Here is a 21226-nt window from a genome sequence, read left to right on the forward strand (position 1 = left end):
TGTCAGGATATTTTTAATAGAAACTGTTAAGGAATTCCAGCACTTTCGACTCGTGATCCAGGGCGTGCAATCTTACATCACCTTTAATTATTTCTCCTGAAGGATCCAGGAAAATAAGTTTATTTAAATAGTTCTTGAGCAGCTCTTCGTTCAAAGTGAGAATATTAAGCTTATACTCAAAATTTTGGTCGTAGCCCTGGGCCTTGATAACTTCCTGCCATTCCTTATGCTCCCGCCTGTCTATGTTGATGCCTATAAAATCAATCTCAGGGTATTTTTCTTTCAGTACAGCTATTTTTTTATGTTGCCATCTATAATGAGATGGGGAGGTGGTAGACCATTGATATGTGATCTTCGGCTTACTTGAAATTTGGTTAAGAATAACTGTATCCCGCTTGTGGTCTATGAGCTTGAGCTCACCGATATTTCTGCCAGGCAGCAGGGCATTATGTATCCCTGCCATTTGTCGCAAATCTTCAAAATTGTCACCGTTGTATTCCCTCTCCTTTAAAAGTTCAAGAATGGAAACCAGGTCTTCCCGGGATTTGGAATAAACTATTCCCTGTGCGGCAAGGCGGTCAATAAAATTATTCTTGATCTTCTCATTGGGTATAAGAGAATCTGCCAGGATAATTCGTCTTTTTATGTTATTAAAATCTGCCAGATCATAGCAGCTCTCTTCTGTAATATCGTTCGCCTCGCAATACTCCAGGGATTTGGTTCTAATAAAGTCATCGATGAAATGAAGATATACATAGTAATCTTCAAGGGCTTCATCATCCAGGGAGATCTCTTCCCTGTAGCTGTGAAAATCCTCTGGTAATAGCTTTATGTCTTCCCTGGAATATCTTCTAAGAAGGTACGCATAGCGTTCCCTAAGATCATAATATTCATAATTGATACTAGCATTTGCGAGTTCAATAAATTCCGGCGAAAATTTATACCGCCTGTTAAGCTTATCGAGGTATTTTTTTCGGCTCTCCCTTATCGAATCGGTTTTTTCCACAAATTCTGAAGGTCCCAGCTTGTAATATTCCAGGATCAAATTATTGTTCTCCTGGTTTAAAAGATACATTCGGTTGAGATAGTTGCTCTTTGCTGCCCCTTTCCCGCTAAAGTTAAGGGATTCATCAAATTCAAGAGTATTAAGCAGGACCAGGGTACTGTCGCCCGGCTCCATGTAAGTAATTTGATTCTCAGGAGGATGTTTAAATACATATAAGCCCTTCTCAGCATCTGCAATTTTTCCTCCAAACCTGTTAGTATTATCGAGGTAAAAAGTATCTACGACCACATCCTTTTTAAGCAGGACAACAAATTTACTTGTAGGATTTACGATCAATCCTCCAAAGTACATATCGCTGCTGGTGGGTTCATTGTCCTGGCATCCCGTAAGGGCAAAAATAACGAGCAGGGCAAGAATGACGTGGAGCTTCATGAGGAATTATGGGGTAATTGCTAGTAAGGGTTACAATTGAGCAAATGTAATTTTCGGTTGTCTGCTAAGGTGTTAAGCCGGCGTTAAAAGGATTATTTAAACTGTTAATCTTTCAGTGTTTGTGCAATTATAGCTACTTTTGCAAAAATTTACCAGAAGAAAAGAAAATAATATATGCTATCAGTCTCAAATCTTTCTGTACAGTTTGGAAAAAGGGTGTTGTTTGATGAGGTGAATACCACCTTTACCCAGGGAAATTGTTACGGAATTATAGGCGCCAATGGTGCAGGAAAATCAACCTTTTTAAATATCCTTGCAGGAAAATCTGAACCTACCAGTGGAAGGGTGTTCCTGGAGCCGGGAAAAAGGATGTCTGTCCTGGAGCAAAACCATAACCTTTATGACGACTATCTTGTATTGGAAACGGTTATCATGGGTAATAAACCTTTGTATAAGATCAAGAAGGAGATGGATGAGATCTATGCAAAAGAAGACTTTAATGATGCCGATGGGGAAAGGGTAGGTGTATTACAGGTAGAATTTGAAGAGATGGACGGGTGGAATGCCGACAGTAATGCAGCCTCACTTTTATCGAACCTGGGTATCCAGCCAGATTATCATTACACACAAATGAAGGACCTGGATGGACAGCAAAAAGTACGTGTGCTTCTTGCACAGGCACTATTTGGAAATCCCGATGTGCTAATTATGGATGAGCCTACCAACGATCTTGATTATGAGGCGATCGTGTGGCTGGAGAACTTCCTTGCAAACTATGATAATACTGTGATCGTCGTATCTCACGACAGGCACTTCCTGGATTCGGTTTGTACCCATATCTCAGATATTGACTTTGGAAAGATAAATCACTATAGTGGTAACTATACCTTCTGGTATGAATCTTCCCAGCTGGCTGCAAGGCAACGATCGCAGCAAAATAAGAAGGCAGAGGAAAAGAAAAAGGAACTACAGGAATTCATTATGCGATTTAGCGCCAACGTGGCAAAATCCAAGCAGGCCACCTCCAGGAAAAAGATGATCGAGAAACTTAATATTGAAGAGATCAAACCTTCAAGCAGAAGATACCCGGCCATTATTTTTGAAAGAGAGAGAGAGGCAGGGGACCAGATCCTCAATGTTGAAGGCCTGGAAGCTTCTATTGAAGGAGAGACCATATTCAAGAACGTGGACCTGAATCTTAAAAAAGGGGACAAAATTGTGGTATTCTCAAGGGATTCCCGGGCAACCACAGCTTTCTATGAAATTCTTAACGGCAATCAAAAACCGGTAGCAGGAAAATTCCAATGGGGTATCACCACCACTCAATCTTATTTACCACTTGATAATTCTCAATTTTTTGATAATGACCTTACATTGGTAGACTGGCTTAGACAATGGGCAAAAACAGATGAGGAAAGAGAAGAGGTTTACATTCGAGGATTCCTTGGTAAAATGATCTTTAGTGGGGAAGAGGCATTGAAAACTTCCCGGGTACTCTCCGGAGGTGAGAAAGTAAGGTGTATGTTGAGCAGGATGATGATGATGCGTGCGAATGTATTGATGCTCGATGAACCTACCAACCACCTGGACCTGGAATCAATTACGGCTTTTAATAATTCGCTTAAGAACTTTAAAGGTACAGTGCTATTCACCACTCATGACCACGAATTTGCACAAACAGTAGCCAACAGGGTGGTGGAATTAACACCTTCAGGTATTATTGACAGGTATACTACTTTTGATGAATATATGGATGATAAAAAGATAAAGGAACAACGAGATAAGATGTATGCGGTCAACGCGTAATATTAAGACAGATAAATAAAAAAAGGAAGGGCATTGCTCTTCCTTTTTGGTTTTATAGTCCCGGGTTTGTTGTTTTCCGTTTACTGTTTTCCGTTTTCTGATTTCTGTTTTCCGTTCAGTGTTAAAAGTTTTCCGTTGCAATCAGTTACGCGTCCAGATTTTCCACTCTCCACTCTTTTCAACCTGAAACCTAAAACCTACAACCTACAACCTTTCCCACGTCCAGACTCTCCACTTTCCACTCTCCACTCTCCACTCTCCACTCTTTTCAACCTACAACCTACAACCTACAACCTACAACCTACAACCTACAACTTACAACTTACAACCTACAACCTACAACTTACAACCTACAACCTACAACTTTTTTCAAACCGACAACCGCCAACCGACAACCGCCAACCGCTTCCCTACACCCTCTGCACCCCCTTATAATACTTCCAAAGATCATAAATCCCGAAGATCACAAAGGCAACAGCCAGGATGTAACTAAAGGTCTCACTTTCCGGGGAGGCGGAAAGGTAATAGAGGCGATAACTACCATATCCCAGGAAGATGATCCCCAATATCAGGTTCCAGATGTTGTTGCGCCCTGCAGGTCTTCTCTCTTCCCGCGGGGAGGTGGTTCGGTTACTTCTTTCATCCGGCCGGTTTTCCGGAGTGTTCTCCTTATGCTCCATCTTCAAAATCTTCTGCCTCCTGGTAATCATCAGGAAAGGTGGATTGAGCGATTTTCAAGGCCTCGTCATAATGGGAGTTGATAACAAAAAGCAATACCTGTCCTCTCATGCCGCCGCCAAAACCGGCTCTGAGGCCGGAATCAAAATCATTCCTTACACGGGAGGAGATCCCCGCTTTGTCAAAGATCTCCTGGAGATATTGGACATTGGGTTCAGATCCTGTATATACGCGTTTATAATTTTCTTCTGTACTCATAGTTAGTATAGTTGTTAAACTAAGGTACATATTCACAATGATAAGGAGCAGGCTTTTAAAAAGAGTTTAACGTTCTAGGCGTTATAGTATTTGCTTTGCCAAATGGCTGAACTAAAATTCTTTCCGAATTTGAAGCCATAGAAGATCGCCAGGGCGGTAACCCATTTGAACATAAAAAAGAAAATGATAAAAAATTCAGTTGTGGTTTGCTGTGGGCTGAACATTCCCTGTGGCACCAGGAAGGTTAAGAATAAACTTAAGAGCAGCAGGAAGAACATAAAATTCTCCAGTTGCCTGAAGGGCCACATAAGAAGTTTCCTGAAGGGATGCAGGTCCTTGCCCCAGGAGTGTATCAAATAATAGTAATCATTACCAATAGGAGCAAAGAGCAAAGGATCATCGGCATTCTCCAATTTAAAAAGAGTTGCCGGAGCCATGATGCGAAAACCCCTTAAGGTGGTGTGATGTTGCTTTTCCAGTTCCTTGATCCTGCTTATGGCCTCATAGGGCATCTTGGCTTTAAAATAGGCCGAATTAAGGAAGCGCAGCCGGTATTCAATGCAGGTCTTTTCAATATCACTAAGATGGAAGATCCTGTGGCTCTCCAGCTTATCAAGATCGAAATCATTGGAATCATTCCCGTCACCATCCTGAAGCCTGTTGGTAATTTCCATATCCAGCCCGGCTTGTTTTTCAAAGATCTCCCTTACCTGTGCAAGTAAAACTTCCTCAGGGATTCTCTTCCTGCGTGCTTCCAGGATCTTATCGGGTATATGGGTGGGCCGCAATTTCATCATCATCAAACTTGGAAAACTACTAATTTAAAGAATTGATACTGAAGAAACAAAGGGTCAATTCCAATAGTAGCTGTAATTTAAATTTTGAGTTTTGAAACAGCTGTTAAAGTAGTGCCAATTCTCTATTAATTAAGAAGCGTCCAAACGATGTCTCTTTTACTTTGAACTAACAAAAAAAAATAAGCTATGAAAATTTTTAAACTATTTACAATCGTAATGATGGCCGCTGCGCTTTCTACGAGTGGCAATCTTTACGCACAGAGCATGAAGGCCAACAAGAATATTGTTGAGACAGCTTCAGGCTCTGCAGACCACACCACGCTGGTAGCAGCAGTAAAAGCTGCAGATCTTGCCGGGACCTTGCAAAGCGAAGGGCCTTTTACAGTATTTGCACCTACCAATGCGGCTTTTGAAAAATTGCCTGCAGGAACGGTCGAAACCCTTTTGAAGCCGGAGAATAAGAAAATGCTACAGGATATTTTGACCTATCACGTTGTTGCCGGTGACCTAAAGGCCGGGGATGTGGTGGCAGCCATTAAAAAAGGTAACGGAACGGCTACACTGGAAACAGTGAATGGAGGTTCTATTACTGCTATGATGGATGGAAACAATGTTAAGATCAAGGACGCCGCAGGAAATGTTGCAACAGTAACAGCTGCAGACCTAAACCAGTCTAACGGAGTGATCCATGTACTGGATACAGTTTTATTGCCAGGTAATTAATTATTGTTTAGGTTTTTTACTGAAGAAAAAAGGCACTTTCTTAATTGAAAATGCCTTTTTTTGATTTTATATGGGAAGGGAAGGTTTACCTTAGTTCAGCCTGTAGTTCCTTTTCAAAACGTTGCTGCAACTTCTTCATCACCTTATCTACCTGATTATCGGTTAAGGTCTTGTGCTCATCCTGGAACATAAAGCTAACTGCGTAGCTCTTTTTGCCTTCCGGAAGATTTTTCCCCTCGTATACATCAAAGAGGTCTACTTCTTTAAGCAATTTCTTTTCGGTTTGCAGGGCTATTTCTTCTATTTGATGGTATTTAATATCATTATCCAAAAGCAGGGCAAAATCCCTTCTTACAACCGGGAATTTTGGAATGGCAGTGAATTTGATCTTCTGTGCTTTTGCGGTTTCCAGCACCAGGTCCCAGTTAAGATCGGCGTACAACACTTCCTGTCCTATGTCAAAATGTTTCAGCACGGCTTTCTTCACCACCCCAAACTCTGCCAGTTTCTTTTTTCCGAAATTAATGCTAAGCCCTTCTGAAAATATATCAGATTTCACTTCTCCAAACCCGGGTTTCGTTATTCCCAGTCTTTCGAATAGCTGCTGAAGGATTGCCTTAAGGAAGAAAAAGTTTCCGGTAGAAGCGGGGGAATTCCAGCTTTCACGGTGGCGGCCCCCCGAAACAAAGATGCTTAAATGCTTACTTTCTTCCCTGCTGCCCGGGAAGTTATGATAGGTTTTTCCAAATTCGAAAAATTTCAGATTTTCCTGCTTCCTGTTAAGGTTATAGCTCACCGCCTCCAGGCCTGAAAAAAGTAAGGATTGCCTCATTACTGAAAGGTCCTGGCTCAATGGGTTAAGAATATCCACATTATACTCCTCCTTTACCTGCTCGCTTAATTTAGTATAAGCGGGGGAAGTAAGGGAATTTGCCATGGTTTCATAAAACCCCTGTCCAACCAGCTGGTTGGAAATGATATTCTGCAGCTTATAATCTTCAAATTTGGTAGAGTTGGAAACCGAAGCATTGAACTTGGTGCCAAATTCTATATTATTATAGCCATACACCCTAAGGATCTCCTCGATCACATCGGCCTCGCGCTGTACATCTACGCGGTAGGAGGGAATGGTAAGTCCCATTCCGGTTTCGGTAACATTATTCACTCTAATTTCCAGGGAAGCCAGAATAGACTTTATAGTCTCCTCGGCCAGGTTCTGCCCTATTAGCTTATTCACTTTTTCAAAAGTTAGGAACACCTGGAAGTCCTCGATCTTCCTGAAGTACAGGTCATCAATATCACTGGTGATCTCTCCCCCGGCCATTTCCTTAATAAGAAGGGCAGCCCTCTTTATTGCATATTCAGTTATATTAGGGTCTACCCCTCGCTCAAACCTAAAAGAAGCATCTGTACTCAAACCATGTCTTTTAGCGCTCTTACGAACGCTTACAGGATTAAAGTAGGCGCTTTCAAGGAAGATCCTGGTGGTATTCTCAGTCACCCCGCTACCAAGTCCTCCAAATATCCCTGCAAGGGCAAGAGGTTTCTCTGTATCACAAATCATAAGGTCCTCCTCGTGCAGTTCCCTTTCCACTTCATCCAGCGTGGTGAATTTTGTACCTGCGGGAAGGGTCTTCACGTGTATCTCGTTACCGGCGATCTTATCGGCATCAAAGAAATGAAGCGGCTGCCCCAGCTCGTGCATGACGTAATTGGAAATATCTACAATATTGTTCTTGGGATTGATCCCAATTGCTTTCAATCTATTCTGAAGCCACTTAGGAGACTCTTTTACAGTGATACCCGAAATTGTGAGTCCGCAGTATCTTGGCGCCAGGGATGAATCATCCACGTGCACCGGGATCCTGAAGCTCCTGCTGTCAACATGAAAACTGCTTACAGAAGGGGTTATTAGTTCCAGGCTGAGGTCCTGCTGCTGGTATCCTGCTTTCAGGTCGCGGGCAACTCCCCAGTGGCTCATAGCATCGGCACGGTTTGGGGTAAGGCCAATTTCAAATACGTGATCATTCTCGATCTCAAAGATCCCGGCTACCGGCATCCCGGGTTGCAGGTCATCCTGCAGCACCATAATGCCGTCGTGGCTGGTTCCCAGTCCAAGTTCGCTTTCACTGCAAACCATTCCCTCGCTGGCTTCCCCGCGAATTTTCCCTTTTTTGATCTCCCATGGCTCTCCCTTATCATCATAAAGGGTGGTTCCTATAGTTGCCACCGGCACTTTCTGGCCTTCGGCTATATTTGGTGCCCCACAGACAATTTGAAGTAATTCCCCGTTCCCGGTATCTATTTTACAAAGCTGTAACCTGTCAGCATTTGGATGCGGACCACAAGACAAAACGTGTCCGGTCACTATACCTTCCAGGCCTCCCTTTATGCTTTGGAATTTTTGAATACCTTCCACTTCCAGGCCAAGATCTGTAAGTAAATGTCCGGTCTCCTCCGGATTATTAGGAAGTTTTATGAATTGCTTAAGCCAGTTGTAAGAGATTTTCATCAAATGAATTTTTCAGGGAGCAAAGATAGTATTACTAATGGTTTTGGCATAATTGAAAATTGAATTTAGGGCGGATGTTGGTGTGTTTGTGAATGGAGAGATGGAAGGGGGAGGGGTAGTTGGTTTGTTGCGGATTGATTACGCGGATTTATGCGGGTTGCGCGGAAATGTTCGAGAATCAAAGATGCCTCTCCTGAGCTCCTCTCATTGGTTTTTAGCTAAAGATCATTTGGAGCAGGAGAATAAAAAAAGGGCCCGAGGGCCCTTCTAAATAATTTGACTAAAGAGTTTTTTGTTATTCCTCTTCGTATTCCTCATCATCCTCACAGGCATTTTCCTTATTGAATGACTCTAATAGATCTTTAATAGCATTAATCTGATTGTTATCACTAATGTTTTCTGAAATTGCATTTTCAGCATCTTCAATAGTAGAAAGTATACTTGTTCCATCCACTCCGTTTGCAATATTTAAAAGAACGGCAATTAGATGCTTTTTCATTAAAGCAAGCCGTCCAACATTTCCGCTTGCTTTTAATATTTCTTCTAGCTCTACTTGGGAATATGATGTGCCAGCTATTTCTAAGGAGCCTACTGGATACATATTTTCTTGTCCACCAGGACTATTAGGGCCGTGGTTTCTCCAGTACCCCATCCCATATGTACAAGTTTGTTGGCAATTTTCAACCTCAATCCATATCTCGGTAAATCCGCCACCCCCTATCTTATATTTCAGCAGATATGATCCGGGCTCATTCCACGTTCTAGTAAAGGATTCATTTTCACTTGCGGACTGGCCAGCCTGAAATATTTGTACCCACTCCTCTGTAGCAGGATAATACTCTTGAACTTGTAAATTGGTTTTAATGGCAGCTGTGATGCTAAACGTGGCCTCTTCTCCAGCACAAATTAGTTCTGGAACATTAAAAGATTCTACAACATTAGATTTAACACCGGCCCTCATATCAGCCGTTACTAAATTGTCTGTGGAATCTAAAGACTCTACACTACATCCTGTCATTCCTATTGCAAGGAAGGTTAAATAAATAAGTTTTTTCATATCGATTGGTTTTACATAAATAGAGTGGAAAATTAATTAATTTTTAAGGTGCTGGTTGTCAAATTCGTAAATACTCGTTAAGAATTTAGAATTAATCGACCAAATACTTAAAATAGGTGTTTTTACCCATTGCATTGATTTTCAGCAATTCCAAAAGCTGTAAGAATTTAATTTTTTCTTAAGAATTTCTGTAGGATAGAGGCATCGATGAAAGGTAAAAAAAGGGAGGGGTGGAGCTGAGACAAAAATTGAACTTCAGAAATAAAAAATGGTCAAAAAAAAAGGGCCGGAGCCCTTTTTAATTCTTGAAAAAATCTTAGCTATTATTCTTCCCAACAAACATCTGCGTGAACAATAATTACTACCTTCCCGTCTTCATTCATATCACCGCTGTTAGTATATTGGCCTGGTCCGGGTCTTTTTCCGGTTGGAAGTGCATCTCCAACAAAGGTGTGCTGCCCTCTAAGTTCATAGTCACCAAGCATCACAATCTCTGCGTACACGCTGTAGTCAGGATTATAATGAATAATTACATTTCCAACGTGAGTGCCTTTTGAGATCTCATTTTGTCCTGCTCCTGCGTAAAGAGGATAGGATTCCTGAGCAGTGTTAACATCGTACTCCAAATACCAACCCCAGTTTGCGGGTCTTGGATACACAGAGTTTAAAGTACTGTCATCATCGCTGTACATATAAGCCGATTCGCAAATTTCTACAGGCTCCTCTACAAGAGGTTCACATTCCTGAATGCAGAAAGTAAAATAGCGCCAGGGATGGTTTTCATTTCCTGCAGTCATGTCTCCTGCCCAATGTTCTCCACCATTCCCTTTAAAAATAGCCCAGGGTGCAATGTAAAGACAGTTATCATCAAAGTCGGCAAAATCTGAAAGCGGAAATGTGAATTGTGCAAACCAGTCACCTCCAACTTTAATGACCTCCCCTAATTGCCCCGGTGGCAATTGGCCACCACCATTGGCCGGGAAATCTTCAAAGTTGTCCACGATTTCAACCCTTGCCTAGATAAGTCCCTCAGGGTCGTGGCTCATAAAGCGGACGATTAGGTTGTCCCGGTCATTAAACACATACACATTCCCCAGGTCCCCAAAGGGATGAGAGGTGGTCTCGCCACAGGGATCATCCTCAAATGAGAGGTTTACCTCCATAATACCATCCATAGGCTCAAGGCCTTCATTGTCGACTGTACAGGAAGTTATTCCTGCAAGAACAAAAGCTAAAAAGATCAATTTTTTCATAATGGTTAAATTTTATAATTCAAACATAAATTTATGTCAAAAATTTCCTGTAAACTTTTGATAATGAGGAAAGTCGTTAAGAATAAATTAATAAACGTTGAAATGCAGGGAGGAGGTCCTCCTGTTTTGAAAATGTAAGCGACTTTTGTGACAAAACTTACAATTCTACTCTTATTTGTAGGAATTTTTATAGCAATTTATCGGTAGGAGGGAAAAAGAATAGGGTGAACGGGAAAAATACGGGAAATCCCCTATATTTTACATTCCGGTTTAAACCTTAGAAAATGATCTTGCAATACCTGGAATAGAAAAAAGGGCCGTAGCCCTTTTTTAACCCATTCAAAAAATTTATCCTAAAAATACTTCGGTACCAAATGAGAAACAAAGTTTACTCCCCAGGTAAACTTTCCTCCTCTTTATTTTAGAAGATCATTGGATTACTCTAAAACTAATTCTTTTAGGAATAACTTAAGAGGTTGATTATCAGTTATTCGATAAAGTTTTCGATAATTCGTTGAAATACCTAACTTATGTAATTCCAGATATTTTTATTAGTCCTTAATTGTAGGAATGTAAAGTTTATCATTTTATTTTCAGGGGCTTTAAGCTCCGGGTCTTTAGTTAAGGTTTGTTTTGCGTAGTACCTGGCGCTCTGAAGGATCTGGCTGTCCTTCACAATATCGGCTATTTTTAAATTCAGCACTCCACTTTGTTGGGTACCCATAAGGTCCCCTGGGCCGCGCAGTTTTAAATCTACCTCGGCGATCTCAAAACCGTCACTGGTTCCCACCATGGTTTGAAGCCTGGTTTTTGCATCCTCAGATAGTTTGTGGCCGGTCATCAAAATACAATAACTTTGCTCTGCACCCCGGCCAACCCGGCCGCGCAACTGGTGCAGCTGGGAAAGCCCAAACCGCTCTGCGCTCTCAATGATCATTACACTGGCATTGGGAACATTCACGCCCACTTCTATAACGGTGGTGGCTACCATAATTTGAGTTTCCCCCTTAACAAACCGCTCCATTTCATAATCCTTGTCCGCCGGTTTCATCTGCCCGTGAACTATGGATATCTGGAAATCGGGCATTGGAAATTCCCTCACCACACTCTCATAGCCATCCATGAGATCTTTATAATCCATGGTTGCCGATTCCTGGATGAGGGGATAAACAATATAAACCTGTCTTCCCTTGGCGATCTCATCCCGTAAAAATTTGAAGACTTTTAATCTGTTGCTATCATACCTGTGTACGGTTTTTATTTCCTGCCTGCCGGGTGGTAATTCATCAATGACGGAGACATCCAGATCGCCATATAAACTCATCGCCAAAGTTCGCGGAATAGGGGTGGCGGTCATCACTAAAATGTGAGGTGGCAGGACATTTTTTTTCCATAATTTTGCCCTTTGTGCAACTCCAAATCTATGCTGCTCATCTATAATTGCAAGCCCCAAATTTTTAAATTTTACCTTGTCCTCAAGTAAAGCATGGGTGCCAATTAGGATGTCAATTTCTCCATTTTCAAGTTTTTCATGAATTTCCCTTCTCTTTGAAGTTTTAGTTGAACCGGTAAGTATAAAAATACTGAGTTCTAATTCTTTACATAATTCAACAAGCCCCTGGTAATGCTGGACTGACAAAATTTCAGTAGGGGCCATTAAACAGGCCTGGAAACCGTTGTCAAGTGCGATGAGCATTGACATGAGCGCCACAATGGTCTTCCCAGAGCCTACATCACCCTGTAACAGCCGGTTCATTTGTGCCCCGCTGCCAAGATCGCTCCTTATTTCCTTTATTACCCTCTTTTGTGCCCCTGTTAAATTGAAGGGTAAATGCTCTTTATAGAATTCAGAAAAGTTGTTTCCTATTTGTTCAAAAATGAAACCTTTGATACGCTTTTTCTGAAGCATATTTTTTACAAGAAGCTGCAGTTGGATGTAATATAATTCTTCAAATTTTAACCTGAATTGTGCCCTGGAAAGTAGCTCTGCACTTTCAGGAAAATGTATATTAAAAAGTGCTTTTGCCCGGGAGATCAATTTTAATTCAGCTTTGATCTCCTCGCTTAAGGTGTCATAGAATTTTCCACCGGTCTCAATAAAAAGTTGCTGCATTAATTTATTGATGACCCTGTTGGTAATTCCTGCTTTTGATAATTTATCTGTAGAGGGATAAATGGGTTGCATGGCCGTTCGCAGGCTTTTTTCATGTTCTTCCAGCAATTCCATTTCAGGATGGGGCATACTAAAGCTGCCGTTGAACCAGTTTACTTTTCCAAAGATCACATAAGGAGTGTTAAGCCTGATGCTTTCCCGTACCCATTTTTGTCCCCTGAACCAAACCAGCTCCATTTTCCCTGTTTCATCAATAAAGTCGGCTACCAGACGTTTGCCACGTTTTTGTTCCACGGTTTTGAGGTGCACTATTTTACCTATGATCTGCACTTCAGCCGAGTTTTGCTGAAGGTCCTTCAACTTGTAATACCGGGTTTTGTCCAGGTAGCGATTAGGAAAAAGGTGGATGAGGTCCTGGTAGGTGTGAATGCCCAACTCTTTCCGAAGTAAATCGGCGCGATTTGGACCCACCCCTTTCAAATAATCAATGGGGGTTTGCAGCAGGTTGTGTGCATTCATAGGCCCGAAGATATTAAAAAGCTTTATATTATGATCTTCAATTTTGAAATTCACCATTATGCTTTTTCCAAATCTTCCCCGATATTAAATTTCATTGTTAATGATCATTATCAGGATGGTTATAAGCATGTTTTTGTAATTTGCGGGATATTAAGGATAATTAATGAGATCCATTTTTAGCTTTTCTTTTCTCCTGATTTTTATTGCCGGGCTTGCGCGGGACAATAAGATCAATCAAATTGAATATGTTGATTTCACGCGTGTAGCGGCAGAAGTTTCCATTTACCCGGAAAAGGGGGAGGTAAACGGGATTGCGACATATACCTTTAATATTCTAAAGGATACGGATTCCCTTTACATAGACGCCCGGAATATTGATTTTACACTTCTCAAGTTAAACGGAAATGAAATTGACTATACCTATGATGGCTCCCGCTTATGGATAAGGAACAGCTTTAAACCTTCAGAAGAAAACAAAATTCTACTCCACTACAACACCCGGCCTAAACAGGCTCTGTATTTTATAAACTGGAACCTCGAGGAGAACATAAATGTTCACCAACAGGTGTGGACCCAGGGACAGGGCAGGTATACCTCCCACTGGCTGCCAAGCTTTGATGATCCTGCAGAAAAAGCCGTGTTTGCGCTTAAGATAAATTTTAAAAAAGGTTTCGAGGTGATCTCCAATGGGGAGTTTCTGGGAAAAAGGATCATTAATGATACTTTGGAGCAGTGGGATTATGAGATGAAAAAGCCCATGAGCAGTTACCTTCTTGCCATAGCTGCGGGGAAATATGAAAAAGAAGTAATTAACAGTTCCTCTGGAGTGGAGATCATCAATTACTTCATGGAGAGTGACAGGGAAAAAGTGGAATCAACCTACAGACACTCAGCTGAGATTTTTAATTTTTATGAAACCGAAACCGGAACAGCATACCCCTGGAAAAATTACAGACAGGTGCCGGTACAGGATTTTCTTTACTCAGGTATGGAAAATACAGGTGCCACCATTTTTTCTGATGCATTTGTAGTCGATGAAATTGCCTTCAATGACCAGAATTATGTAAATGTCAATGCCCATGAACTTGCCCACCAGTGGTTCGGAAATTTTGTAACCGCTGCAACCAATGAGCATCACTGGCTGCAGGAGGGTTTTGCTACCTACTTCGCCCTTTTAGCTGAAAAAGAGATCTTTGGAGAAGACTATTATTACTGGAAATTGTTCCAGAGTGCAGAGGAGTTGAAGAGCCTTAGTGACGAGGGTAAGGGGGAGCCCCTGGTTTCTTCTCGGGGAAGCTCTATCACCTACTATCAAAAGGGCGCATGGGCTTTGCACATTTTGCGGGAAGAGATAGGCGCAGCGGCTTTTAAATCGGCCGTAACCCAATTCCTGAAGAAGTATTCCTATTCCACCGCCACTACAGAGGACTTTCTTGCAGAAGCCCGTACAGCCTCGGGAAAGAACCTGGAAGAATTTGAAAGTGACTGGTTGCAACAATCGGCATTCCAGGGTACTGCTGCCCTTGAATCCCTTAAAAGATCTAATTTCATTAGAGAGTATATGGAGATCGCAGCATTGAGACAGGTGCCCTTTGAATCCAAGAAAGATATTTTGAGCCGGGCTTTGGATTTCCCTGTCAATGATTATACTGGACAGGAGGTGGTGTATCAACTACAGGGAATAACAGATGCCGAAGCTATAAAATTGTACCGAAAGGCCTTCCAAAGCGGAAACCTTTACGTGAGACAAGCAATTGCGGTGAGCATGGAATTGGTCCCCACAGAACTTAAGACTGAATTTATTAGTCTTCTTAAAGACAAGTCCTATATCACAATTGAAAACGCCCTGCTAAACCTGTGGCTTTCCTTTCCCGAAGAAGCCGGCAGGTGGCTGGAAGCAACCAGGGGTATTGAAGGATTCTCCAATAAGAATGTAGAAATGCTTTGGCTTGTGATCAATCTGGTTACGCCGCAGGTGGACCCGGAGATGACCTCGCAAAATTTTGAAAAGCTTTCTTCATACACCCGCAGCTATTATCCTTTTGGTGTAAGGCAAAACGCCTTTGGATACTTGTACCAGATAAATGCGTTTACAGACCAAAACCTTAAAGATCTTTTGCAGGCAGGCCAGCACCATAATACCAGGTTCAGGGATTTTTCGAGAAAACTGCTGGAAACCTTGTTGCAGGATGAGAAGTATCGGGAGAAATACGTAGATTTAAGTGAAGGTCTCACGGTAGAAAACAAGGAGTTTTTGAACAGCAGGATGAAATCTTCAAGACAGGTCAATTAGCTCAGGATTTTGGAGAGGTAATTGCTCAATTTGAATAAAAAATAAGCAGGAATGCGAGCATTGGTAATATCAGGAGGGGGAAGTAAGGGGGCTTTTGCAGGTGGCGTTGCCCAATACCTTATTGAGGAAAAGGGAAAAAAGTACGATATCTACCTGGGCACTTCTACAGGAAGTCTTTTGATCCCGCACCTGGCCGATGGAAATATTGATAAGGTATATGATATCTATACCAATGTTACCCAGCGAAAGATCTTCAATGTAAATCCTTTTATTGTAAAGAAAAAGGATGGCCGGGAGTATGTTACCATCAATTATTTTAATACTCTCTGGCAATTTTTAAAGCAAAAGAGAACTTTTGGGGAAAGTAAGAATCTGCACAGGGAGATCAAAAAGCATTTTTCTCCTGAGAATTTTGACTCAATAAAAGAGAAGACTAAGGATGTGGTGGTCACTGTATCAAACCTCTCTAAGAATAGGGTGGAATACAAGTCTATCCAGGATTTTGATTATGAGGATTTTTGTGACTGGATTTGGATAAGCTGTAATTATATCCCGTTTATGAGCCTGGCTACCAAGAATGGGTATGAGTATGCAGATGGTGGGCTGGGATGCGTGGTGCCGATAAGGGAAGCCATAAAACGCGGTGCAAAGGAGGTGGATGCCATCATCCTTGAGGCGGAGAATATGGAATACCACAAGGTATTGGGAAAAAATCCTTTTTCACTTATGATCAACCTGTTCGGGTTTTTGCTGGACCAGGTAGAGTATCACGACGTTGTGGAAGGGAAACTGGCGGCCCTAAATAAAAAAGTAAAACTTACCACCTATTATACCCCGGTACAGCTCACAGAGAATTCCCTGGTTTTTAATAAAGAAGCGATGAAATCCTGGTGGCAACAGGGGTTTGAATATGCTAAAGAGAAAGACCTGGAAAATAAAGAATCCAAAAGGTTCTGGCGCAGTTTCTTCTAGATCGTATTTCGTACTTCTTTTTTAATGAAATCCAGTGCGGCATCTGTAGGTGCAGCCTGGTCCATTAAATTGGTAAGCAAAATCTCTCTCAATTTTTCTGCCGATTCCACTTCCTCTTTTTTTCCTGCTTTGCGAATCATTCCTATGGTGGCATTTTTCGCAGTCTTGATCACATTCCAGCATTCGCCAGATAGATATATTTGTTGTGCCAGGTTGTGCTCAAATTCCATATCTATGGTTTGTGTAAGCAGGGATTCATAGCTTTCCTTGCTATGAGAATCGGGTTTTATCCTTAACAGCAATTTCCCGAGTGAAATTCGTTCGAGGAATAATGCCATTCGTTCGTAAGCCTGTAATTTAAGTGGGAGGGCCGTCTTTTGGTTCTCCTGCCTTATTAAGAACCTTCTTCGTTTATCTTCATTGGCGATGTGCATTTTAAAAAAATAGTAGGAAACCAGCCCAACAATTACAGCAGGTAAAAGGTAAAAGAACAGTTGTAGGAAACTTTCGTTTGTCATAAAAGCCAAGACTTATTTTTGTTATTTGCCTGCATTCCATTCCCCATATATTAACAGTGGCCCTGGAATTTGAGGCTTACAAAAGTAATCAATCCATGTTTAAATAATCAAGGGCGAGTTGTGACATTACTTTTACTCCTAAATTAAGTCCACTTTCATCAATAAAGAAATCGGGAGTGTGATGAGGTGCAGGATCTGAGGAATCCAGGGGTTGTCCTCCAAGGAAAAAGTACAATCCGGGGATCTTTTCCTGGAAGAAGGAGAAATCCTCTCCACCTGTGGTGGCTTTTTGCAATTCAACTTTGTCCTTGCCGGCTACTTTTTGCAGGGTAGGTAACATCTTAGCCGTTAGCTCGGGATCGTTATAAGTAATAGCTGTGTTATTTTGAAATTCTATGGTGGCTTTCCCTCCAAATGCTTCAGCTATTGCAGGGACCATTTCATTCATTCTGCGAAGTATCAATTCCTTCATATCAGGATCCAGGGTTCTCACAGTTCCAATCATTTCAGCAGTTTCAGGAATTATATTGAAACGAACCCCGCTGCTTATTTTACCAACAGTGATCACTGCCGCCGCATCCACCAGTTTGGATTCCCGGCTTATGATGGTTTGCAGCCCGTCTATGATCTTGGCAGAGATCAAAATAGGGTCTGTCCCGCTCCAGGGAGCAGAGCCATGGGTGCCTTTACCCTCCACATTAATTACAAAGCGTTCTACAGCTGCCATCGTACCCTCTGGTTTATAACGTATTGTGCCAACGGGGGTGGCCGAGTTTATATGGAGGCCAAAAATTGCATCTACAGCGGGCTTTTCCAGGACACCCTCCTTGATCATTACAGATGCTCCTCCTTCTTCTCCCGGTGGCGGGCCTTCTTCAGCCGGCTGGAAAATGAATTTGACCGTGCCGTTTATCTTATCTTTATTATTTGCCAGGATTTGCGCTACCCCCATTAGGATAGCCGTGTGGGTATCATGCCCACAGGCGTGCATCACTCCTGTTTGAGTTCCCAAAAATTCTGTTGTTACAGTAGATTTGAAAGGGAGGTCATTTCGTTCTGTTACCGGCAGGGCATCTATATCTGCCCGCAGGGCTACCACTTTACCGGGATTGTCACCTTTAAGTATTCCAACCACCCCAGTCTTTGCAATTCCCGTTTGAACCTCCATTCCCAGGCTTTCAAGATGGGCAGCGATCTTTTTCGCGGTTTCAAACTCCCGGTTTGAAAGCTCAGGATTTTTGTGAAAATCCCTTCGCCATTCTATAACCTGTTTTTCAAGGTCATTGGCAGCTTCTTCAATCACAGGGTCTATTTGCTGAGCAACAATAGAACCAGAAAAAATTAAAAATAGGGAGGTAAACAAACCGGTAAAAATCTTATTCTTCATGTTAAAATTATCATTATTAAAAATCTGATCTTCTAATTTTCTTCAGAAGATCAACCTTCAGCTCTAAAAAAGCTGAGCCCTAAATATATTTAAAAAATCTCCTTATATCCACAGCAGGAAAGATTTTGTTTAAAAGTAACCTTCTACGGGGTTTTCATCTAAACCTAATTTTGGTTAAATTCACGCCCTAAAAGAAAGAAGGAATTGGAATCTTATTTAGCTGAATTAAATGACGCCCAAAGGGCGCCGGTACTGCAAAAGGATGGTGCGATGATCGTGATCGCAGGTGCAGGCTCGGGGAAGACCAGGGTGCTTACCTACAGGATCGCATACTTAATGAGTAAAGGAGTGGATCCTTTTAATATCCTCTCACTCACCTTTACCAATAAGGCAGCGCGGGAGATGAAAAAACGTATCGCCCAGATCGTGGGTAACAGTGAAGCCAAGAATCTATGGATGGGGACTTTTCACTCGATCTTTGCAAAAATGCTGCGTTTCGAGGCCGATAAACTTGGCTATCCTTCAAATTTCACTATTTATGATACCCAGGATTCCCAAAGGCTCATAAGTGCTATTATCAAGGAAATGGGGCTTGATAAGGATGTTTATAAATATAAGCAGGTGTATTCGAGGATCTCCTCCTTTAAAAATAGTCTAATTACGGTCAAGGCATATTTCCAGAACCCCGAATTGATAGAGGCAGACGCTATGTCCAAGAAACCCAGGATGGGGGAAATCTACAAGAACTATGTGGAGCGCTGTTTTAAGGCGGGGGCAATGGACTTTGATGACCTTTTGCTGAAGACCAATGAACTTCTAAACCGTTTCCCAGATGTTTTACATAAATACCAGAACAGGTTTAGATATATCCTCGTGGATGAGTACCAGGATACAAATCACAGCCAGTATCTTATAGTAAAAGCCCTATCAGATAAATTTCAGAATATTTGCGTGGTAGGGGATGATGCGCAGAGTATTTATGCTTTTAGGGGAGCAAACATCAATAACATTCTCAACTTTCAGAAAGATTATGAAAATGTGCAAATGTACAGGTTGGAGCAAAATTACCGCTCTACTAATAATATTGTACAGGCGGCAAACTCCATTATAGATAAGAATAAGACCAAGCTGGAGAAGGTGGTTTGGACTGCCAATGATGACGGGCCAAAGATCGTGGTGAACCGTTTGCTTACAGATGGGGAGGAAGGCAGGTTTGTTGCCAGTTCCATTTTTGAAAATAGAATGCAGAATCAATTAAACAACGGGGATTTTGCAATATTATACAGGACCAATGCCCAGAGCCGGGCGATGGAAGATGCCCTTAGGAAAAGAGAGATCCCTTACAGGATCTACGGGGGGCTTTCCTTTTACCAACGCAAGGAGATCAAGGATGTTCTGTCCTATTTGCGCCTGCTTGTAAATCCAAATGATGAGGAAGCCCTGAAAAGGGTTATCAATTATCCCGCCCGTGGAATAGGGTCTACCACAATTGATAAGCTTACTATTGTAGCCAATCAATATGGAAGATCGATCTTTGAGGTAATAGAGAATATGGATCAGCTCGATCTTAAGATCAATTCGGGTACCAGGAACAAGCTGGCCAACTTTGTGAATATGATCAAGAGCTTCAGGATCCTGAATGAGAATGCAGATGCCTTTACGGTTGCCGATACGGTTGCAAAGAAAACCGGTCTTGTGCAGGAACTGAAAAAGGACGGTACTCCTGAAGGTATTGCCAGGATAGAAAATATTGAGGAGTTGCTGAACGGGATAAGGGATTTCGTGGAAGGACAAAAAGAACTTGCCGATGCTACAGGGAGTTTGACCGAATTTCTTGAAGATGTCGCCCTGGCCACAGATATGGATAAGGACACCGGCGATGATGACCGGGTAGCACTTATGACCATACACCTGGCCAAGGGACTGGAATTTCCCTATGTTTATATTGTGGGGATGGAGGAAGACCTTTTTCCATCGGCTATGAGTATGAATACCAGGACAGAGCTGGAGGAAGAACGAAGGCTGTTCTATGTAGCCCTTACCAGGGCAGAGAAGCAGGCCTATCTTACTTATACGCAATCCAGGTACAGGTGGGGTAAACTTGTGGATGCAGAGCCCAGCAGGTTTATCGAGGAGATCGAGGCAAAGTTTCTTGACTATATGATCCCGCAGGACGATTATAAATATAAGCCCCTTATCGATACAGATATCTTTGGGGATGAAATAGACAAAAGTAAATTTCGCCAAAGCAAGCCAAAGGCAGGAACCCCGCCACCGGCACATAAGCCAAGTGAAGAACAGCTTAGAAAACTTCGTAAGCTAAGGCCTGCAACTCCTGCTCCCGGGGCAACTCAGAATACAGACGGCGTGAAACTTAATGTGGGTGACCGCGTGGAGCACATAAGGTTTGGCAAAGGAGCCGTGCTCAACATTGAAGGAGTTGGGCAGGATAAAAAGGCTGAAATAGATTTCGAGAACGGTGGTATTAAAAAACTCCTGTTAAGGTTCGCTAAACTTAAGTTGTTGTCATAACCGGGGTTGAGGAACAATATTGCTGCAATTGTTATTCATGACGCCTGGGGGCTTTCCAGTTAGCCTGACCAATGGCTAACATTCGTTAAAGTTGTGTTACCCGCACCTCCTAACTTCCCAGCTTTTCTTATCTTCAATTAATATGATAAGGACTGGGAGCAAGGTAAAATGGAAATGGGGTACAGGTACCGCAACAGGTACTGTAAAGGATGTATTTGACAGAAGGATCTCCACTACAATAAAGGGCACAAAAGTTACCCGGAAAGGGGAGCCGGGAAACAAAGCCCTTCTTATTCACCAGGAAAATGGAAATGAGGTTCTAAAATTGGAAAGCGAAGTCGAAAAAATGGACTAAGTTCCTTTTTCCCGC

At 42.1% G+C, this 21226-nt stretch carries 17 protein-coding genes; 6 read left to right on the top strand and 11 right to left on the bottom strand.

Annotation, left to right across the window (positions count from 1 at the left end; genetic code table 11):
• Positions 1–13: 13 nt before the first annotated feature.
• Positions 14–1438 (bottom strand): TlpA family protein disulfide reductase, encoded by a 1425-nt coding sequence (locus FHG64_RS16265; RefSeq protein WP_139067380.1) that lies wholly within the window; start codon positions 1436–1438, stop codon positions 14–16.
• A gap of 174 nt (positions 1439–1612) precedes the next feature.
• Between FHG64_RS16265 and FHG64_RS16270 the strand changes: the two genes are divergently transcribed.
• Positions 1613–3244 (top strand): ABC-F family ATP-binding cassette domain-containing protein, encoded by a 1632-nt coding sequence (locus FHG64_RS16270; protein WP_139067381.1) that lies wholly within the window; start codon positions 1613–1615, stop codon positions 3242–3244.
• Between the two features lie 410 nt (positions 3245–3654).
• Here the strand turns inward: FHG64_RS16270 and FHG64_RS16280 are convergent, their stop codons facing one another.
• The 3 genes from FHG64_RS16280 to FHG64_RS16290 all read right to left on the bottom strand — a co-directional run bounded on the left by FHG64_RS16280 (position 3655) and on the right by FHG64_RS16290 (position 4980).
• Positions 3655–3924, bottom strand: a complete 270-nt coding sequence (locus FHG64_RS16280) for a hypothetical protein (RefSeq protein ID WP_139067383.1) — start codon at positions 3922–3924, stop codon at positions 3655–3657.
• A complete protein-coding gene (locus FHG64_RS16285) occupies positions 3914–4180 on the bottom strand; it encodes a putative signal transducing protein (RefSeq protein WP_139067384.1) in 267 nt (88 codons plus the stop codon). Before FHG64_RS16285 ends, FHG64_RS16280 begins: the two co-directional genes overlap by 11 nt.
• 74 nt (positions 4181–4254) lie before the next feature.
• On the bottom strand, positions 4255–4980 hold the full coding sequence (locus FHG64_RS16290) for a hypothetical protein (RefSeq protein ID WP_139067385.1): 726 nt from the start codon (positions 4978–4980) through the stop codon (positions 4255–4257).
• Positions 4981–5163: 183 nt separating this feature from the next.
• Here FHG64_RS16290 and FHG64_RS16295 point away from each other — a divergent pair, with 183 nt between their 5' ends.
• Positions 5164–5700 (top strand): fasciclin domain-containing protein, encoded by a 537-nt coding sequence (locus FHG64_RS16295; RefSeq protein WP_139067386.1) that lies wholly within the window; start codon positions 5164–5166, stop codon positions 5698–5700.
• Positions 5701–5785: 85 nt separating this feature from the next.
• Here FHG64_RS16295 and pheT read toward each other — a convergent pair whose 3' ends face one another.
• The 5 genes from pheT to recG all read right to left on the bottom strand — a co-directional run bounded on the left by pheT (position 5786) and on the right by recG (position 13154).
• Positions 5786–8212, bottom strand: coding sequence for a phenylalanine--tRNA ligase subunit beta (gene pheT / locus FHG64_RS16300; protein WP_139067387.1), 2427 nt, complete (start codon positions 8210–8212; stop codon positions 5786–5788).
• 295 nt (positions 8213–8507) lie between these two features.
• Positions 8508–9269, bottom strand: coding sequence for a hypothetical protein (locus FHG64_RS19650; RefSeq protein WP_246054156.1), 762 nt, complete (start codon positions 9267–9269; stop codon positions 8508–8510).
• Positions 9270–9592: 323 nt separating this feature from the next.
• Positions 9593–10270 carry a hypothetical protein gene (locus FHG64_RS16310; protein WP_139067388.1) on the bottom strand — a complete coding sequence of 226 codons (678 nt, stop codon included), beginning with the start codon at positions 10268–10270 and terminating at the stop codon, positions 9593–9595.
• A 15-nt stretch (positions 10271–10285) separates the two neighbouring features.
• A complete protein-coding gene (locus tag FHG64_RS16315) occupies positions 10286–10522 on the bottom strand; it encodes a hypothetical protein (protein WP_139067389.1) in 237 nt (78 codons plus the stop codon).
• Positions 10523–11045: 523 nt separating this feature from the next.
• The gene (recG, locus tag FHG64_RS16320; protein ID WP_139068001.1) at positions 11046–13154 is read right to left on the bottom strand and encodes an ATP-dependent DNA helicase RecG; all 2109 of its coding nucleotides are present in this window, start codon (positions 13152–13154) and stop codon (positions 11046–11048) included.
• A gap of 163 nt (positions 13155–13317) precedes the next feature.
• On the opposite strand from recG, the gene FHG64_RS16325 reads away from it, so the two are divergent.
• Entirely contained in the window at positions 13318–15447 is a 2130-nt protein-coding gene (locus tag FHG64_RS16325) for a M1 family metallopeptidase (RefSeq protein ID WP_139067390.1), read from the top strand.
• Between the two features lie 51 nt (positions 15448–15498).
• Positions 15499–16419: a patatin-like phospholipase family protein gene (locus FHG64_RS16330; protein ID WP_139067391.1), complete on the top strand. Its 921-nt coding sequence runs from the start codon at positions 15499–15501 to the stop codon at positions 16417–16419.
• Here the strand turns inward: FHG64_RS16330 and FHG64_RS16335 are convergent.
• Together FHG64_RS16335 and FHG64_RS16340 are read right to left on the bottom strand one after the other, a co-directional pair.
• Positions 16416–16937, bottom strand: a complete 522-nt coding sequence (locus tag FHG64_RS16335) for a DUF7935 family protein (protein ID WP_139067392.1) — start codon at positions 16935–16937, stop codon at positions 16416–16418. The genes FHG64_RS16330 and FHG64_RS16335 overlap by 4 nt on opposite strands.
• 88 nt (positions 16938–17025) lie before the next feature.
• Positions 17026–18324 (bottom strand): amidohydrolase, encoded by a 1299-nt coding sequence (locus FHG64_RS16340; protein ID WP_139067393.1) that lies wholly within the window; start codon positions 18322–18324, stop codon positions 17026–17028.
• A 204-nt stretch (positions 18325–18528) separates the two neighbouring features.
• Between FHG64_RS16340 and FHG64_RS16345 the strand changes: the two genes are divergently transcribed.
• On the top strand, positions 18529–20856 hold the full coding sequence (locus FHG64_RS16345) for an ATP-dependent helicase (protein ID WP_139067394.1): 2328 nt from the start codon (positions 18529–18531) through the stop codon (positions 20854–20856).
• Between the two features lie 142 nt (positions 20857–20998).
• Positions 20999–21211 (top strand): hypervirulence associated TUDOR domain-containing protein, encoded by a 213-nt coding sequence (locus FHG64_RS16350; protein ID WP_139067395.1) that lies wholly within the window; start codon positions 20999–21001, stop codon positions 21209–21211.
• Positions 21212–21226 lie beyond the last annotated feature (15 nt).

The organism is Antarcticibacterium flavum (assembly GCF_006159205.1).
Classification (GTDB): Bacteria; Bacteroidota; Bacteroidia; order Flavobacteriales; family Flavobacteriaceae; genus Gillisia; species Gillisia flava.

Excerpts from the sequence above, each read along its gene's own strand:
- FHG64_RS16265 (WP_139067380.1), bottom strand. The coding sequence starts at position 1,438 with ATGAAGCTCCACGTCATTCTTGCCCTGCTCGTTATTTTTGCCCTTACG.
- FHG64_RS16270 (WP_139067381.1), top strand. The coding sequence starts at position 1,613 with ATGCTATCAGTCTCAAATCTTTCTGTACAGTTTGGAAAAAGGGTGTTG.
- FHG64_RS16280 (WP_139067383.1), bottom strand. The coding sequence starts at position 3,924 with ATGGAGCATAAGGAGAACACTCCGGAAAACCGGCCGGATGAAAGAAGT.
- FHG64_RS16285 (WP_139067384.1), bottom strand. The coding sequence starts at position 4,180 with ATGAGTACAGAAGAAAATTATAAACGCGTATATACAGGATCTGAACCC.
- FHG64_RS16290 (WP_139067385.1), bottom strand. The coding sequence starts at position 4,980 with ATGATGATGAAATTGCGGCCCACCCATATACCCGATAAGATCCTGGAA.
- FHG64_RS16295 (WP_139067386.1), top strand. The coding sequence starts at position 5,164 with ATGAAAATTTTTAAACTATTTACAATCGTAATGATGGCCGCTGCGCTT.
- pheT (WP_139067387.1), bottom strand. The coding sequence starts at position 8,212 with ATGAAAATCTCTTACAACTGGCTTAAGCAATTCATAAAACTTCCTAAT.
- FHG64_RS19650 (WP_246054156.1), bottom strand. The coding sequence starts at position 9,269 with ATGAAAAAACTTATTTATTTAACCTTCCTTGCAATAGGAATGACAGGA.
- FHG64_RS16315 (WP_139067389.1), bottom strand. The coding sequence starts at position 10,522 with ATGAAAAAATTGATCTTTTTAGCTTTTGTTCTTGCAGGAATAACTTCC.
- recG (WP_139068001.1), bottom strand. The coding sequence starts at position 13,154 with ATGAATGCACACAACCTGCTGCAAACCCCCATTGATTATTTGAAAGGG.
- FHG64_RS16325 (WP_139067390.1), top strand. The coding sequence starts at position 13,318 with ATGAGATCCATTTTTAGCTTTTCTTTTCTCCTGATTTTTATTGCCGGG.
- FHG64_RS16330 (WP_139067391.1), top strand. The coding sequence starts at position 15,499 with ATGCGAGCATTGGTAATATCAGGAGGGGGAAGTAAGGGGGCTTTTGCA.
- FHG64_RS16335 (WP_139067392.1), bottom strand. The coding sequence starts at position 16,937 with ATGACAAACGAAAGTTTCCTACAACTGTTCTTTTACCTTTTACCTGCT.
- FHG64_RS16340 (WP_139067393.1), bottom strand. The coding sequence starts at position 18,324 with ATGAAGAATAAGATTTTTACCGGTTTGTTTACCTCCCTATTTTTAATT.
- FHG64_RS16350 (WP_139067395.1), top strand. The coding sequence starts at position 20,999 with ATGATAAGGACTGGGAGCAAGGTAAAATGGAAATGGGGTACAGGTACC.